This is a genomic window from Aeromonas sp. SCS5 (assembly GCF_001887375.1).
Classification (GTDB): domain Bacteria; phylum Pseudomonadota; class Gammaproteobacteria; order Enterobacterales; family Aeromonadaceae; genus Aeromonas; species Aeromonas jandaei.
Genome location: NZ_LFCS01000026.1, coordinates 1 through 2,311 on the forward strand (window position 1 = coordinate 1; position 2,311 = coordinate 2,311).

Consider the following 2,311-nt stretch of genomic DNA (forward strand, 5'->3'; position numbering starts at 1 on the left):
CCGCCGGTGGTGAGGGAATCGAGCAGGCTATGGGAGAGTAGCGAGACCAGCAGGTGGCGGAATGCTTGGGGTATTCCTATGAGCAGGCAGACTCGTCTCCATTCGTGGCTCAAAGCGCTTGCCATGGGTATCCATCTTACGCATCATTCACAATCTATAGAGTCATACGAAAACGGAATGGTTATGAAAAAAGGGTTATTACTGCTTTTAATGCTGTTGCAAGCACAAGTTTTAGCCGAAGGTGCCACCCTGAACACTAAAGATCCACTCGATTTTGTCCCCAAGGAATATGTCGTCTTTGAGAAAATCGAGGGGGATTTAAATAAAGACGGTCAGAGTGATATGGTCATCGTTGTCAAAGGCACTGACAAGCGCAATGTCATTGTTGATGAATACCGTGGTGAGCTGGATCGTAATCGACGAGGACTTATCATCGCGTTCAAGAAGGGTGATCTCTATGAGCTGGCTCTCGAAAATCCAAACTGTTTCTCCTCAGAGAATGAAGATGGTGGTGTCTATTTTGCCCCTGAGCTTTGGGTCTCCATAGAAAAAGGGATCTTGAAAATCCACTATGGCCATGGACGTTATGGTTACTGGTCTTACAAATTCAGATATCAGAACGCCGGTTTCGAATTGATTGGCTACGACATGAGTGAAAACCGCGGCCCCCTCGTTGAGCGGATGACGAGCATTAACTTCTCGACCAAGAAAATATTAATAAAGGAGAACATCAATCAGGATGCTCAAGAAGATGGTGACGAGATCTTCAAGGAAACTTGGAAACGCTTCAAACTCCCGGCACCATTCACCCTTAAAACGATCACTGATTTTGACAACTTTTATTATGACAAGTTATATAAAATATCTAACTGATTATATGGTAGAGCTGCGTCTCCATTTCCCAGGAAATAGCGTTATAATAAGCGAGCGACAATTATTTGCGAACATTCGCTCTCAAAAATACAATATCAACTCAAGCATATTGGTCACACCATGTACAATTATAGAATAAGTTACTTTACATCAATCTTATCAAAGAATAATTCACTCATAGCAAAGATTATTTTTATCATCCTCACCACAATGTTCGCGACCATGACTGCTTTTGGAAAGACAGTTAATGATAATGCTATCTGTAATCTTCCTTCTGCTATGTGCAAACTGGAAGCAGACCTATTGGCAGCAGATAAGGAGTTAAACAAAACTTATCAATCCATATTACAAAAAAATGCATCTGGCGGTTTTGACGACAGTTACGTAAGCAAAGGAGAAATACGGAAAACTCTCATCCAGAGTCAACGGGCCTGGCTTTTATTTTGGGATGAAAACTGCAAAGCCTATTACACATTAAATAGTGGTGGAGCACAGAGAAATGAAGCGAAGATGGAGTGCCAAATAGATATGCTACAAGAGCGTATTCAGTATCTAAAGAAAGTTTATTTATAACAAAACCATTTTATTACGGTGGCGCCAATGATGATCCTGTTCCTACTCTCACTACTTCTATTTTCACCCCATACGATGGCGATTGAACCGGCACCGGTAGCCATTTCACTTGAACATGACCATAGCATTTTACTCACTCAGCAGGTGCAACTTAGCCAGCAAGATAACAAAATAACATTACGCTGCGCCAATCAAATGCTTACGTTTGAGCAAGATGGTATGGGGGATACCAAAAGCACCGTGGAACGCTACGACTATCCACACTTTAGTTTGCTGACACTCCCGGTAAGCTCTGGTTATGGTGGTGTAAATATATTCCATCGTCTGGTGAAATTGGTGGGTAACGATTGTTCACTCGCGACCAATGATGAAATTGCTAATCCCGAGCTGATGTCAGACAAGATCGAGAGTTCGATGAAATCCGGCCCCAGATATACTGATCGTACCTATCAGCTCAACGCTGATGGCAAGCTGACACTTATCAGCGAGCGAGAGAATTACGCCGATTTCTGTATCGAAACTCTACATCCTGCCAAAATTGCCGCTATCGGCTGCGATAGCAAACTCCCTGATATCTACCTGACTGTAGGTGTGGCACGAGCCTCTTTTTATGCCAGCGCCGATAGCGAAAAACCACAAAAGAGTTACCTCATCAAGGGCGATCGGGTACACCTGCTTGATTTCAGTTTTCCGCATGCCCGCTACAAGGTTGCGTTTCACGGCAAAATCGTTACTACCGGCTGGATTGATGCTGCAGATATCGATTTGCCACAATAAGTCGCAACAAAATCAACACCAGCATCAATACAACCCCCGGCAGCCAGACCCAGCAGAGTTCGGAGAGGATCACCGCTTCACCTCGGGC

General features: G+C 43.8%; 3 protein-coding genes and 1 pseudogene. 3 read left to right on the forward strand and 1 reads right to left on the reverse strand.

Features of this window, described 5'->3' with window-relative positions; all coding sequences use genetic code 11:
• Positions 1–183 precede the first annotated feature (183 nt).
• The 3 genes from BS300_RS20785 to BS300_RS20795 all read left to right on the forward strand — a co-directional run bounded on the left by BS300_RS20785 (position 184) and on the right by BS300_RS20795 (position 2,223).
• Positions 184–873, forward strand: coding sequence for a hypothetical protein (locus BS300_RS20785; RefSeq protein ID WP_071915107.1), 690 nt, complete (start codon positions 184–186; stop codon positions 871–873).
• Between the two features lie 222 nt (positions 874–1,095).
• Positions 1,096–1,446, forward strand: coding sequence for a lysozyme inhibitor LprI family protein (locus tag BS300_RS20790; RefSeq protein ID WP_158025292.1), 351 nt, complete (start codon positions 1,096–1,098; stop codon positions 1,444–1,446).
• Between the two features lie 27 nt (positions 1,447–1,473).
• Entirely contained in the window at positions 1,474–2,223 is a 750-nt protein-coding gene (locus BS300_RS20795) for a hypothetical protein (protein ID WP_071915111.1), read from the forward strand.
• Here the strand turns inward: BS300_RS20795 and BS300_RS21525 are convergent.
• A pseudogene (locus BS300_RS21525) lies at positions 2,180–2,311 on the reverse strand (metal-dependent hydrolase); the annotation flags it as partial. The gene BS300_RS20795 and the pseudogene BS300_RS21525 sit on opposite strands and share 44 nt — an antisense overlap.

Bases quoted from the DNA above. Each gene is read 5' to 3' on its own strand.
- BS300_RS20790 (WP_158025292.1), top strand. From the start codon at position 1,096: ATGACTGCTTTTGGAAAGACAGTTAATGATAATGCTATCTGTAATCTT.
- BS300_RS20795 (WP_071915111.1), top strand. From the start codon at position 1,474: ATGATGATCCTGTTCCTACTCTCACTACTTCTATTTTCACCCCATACG.
- BS300_RS20785 (WP_071915107.1), top strand. From the start codon at position 184: ATGAAAAAAGGGTTATTACTGCTTTTAATGCTGTTGCAAGCACAAGTT.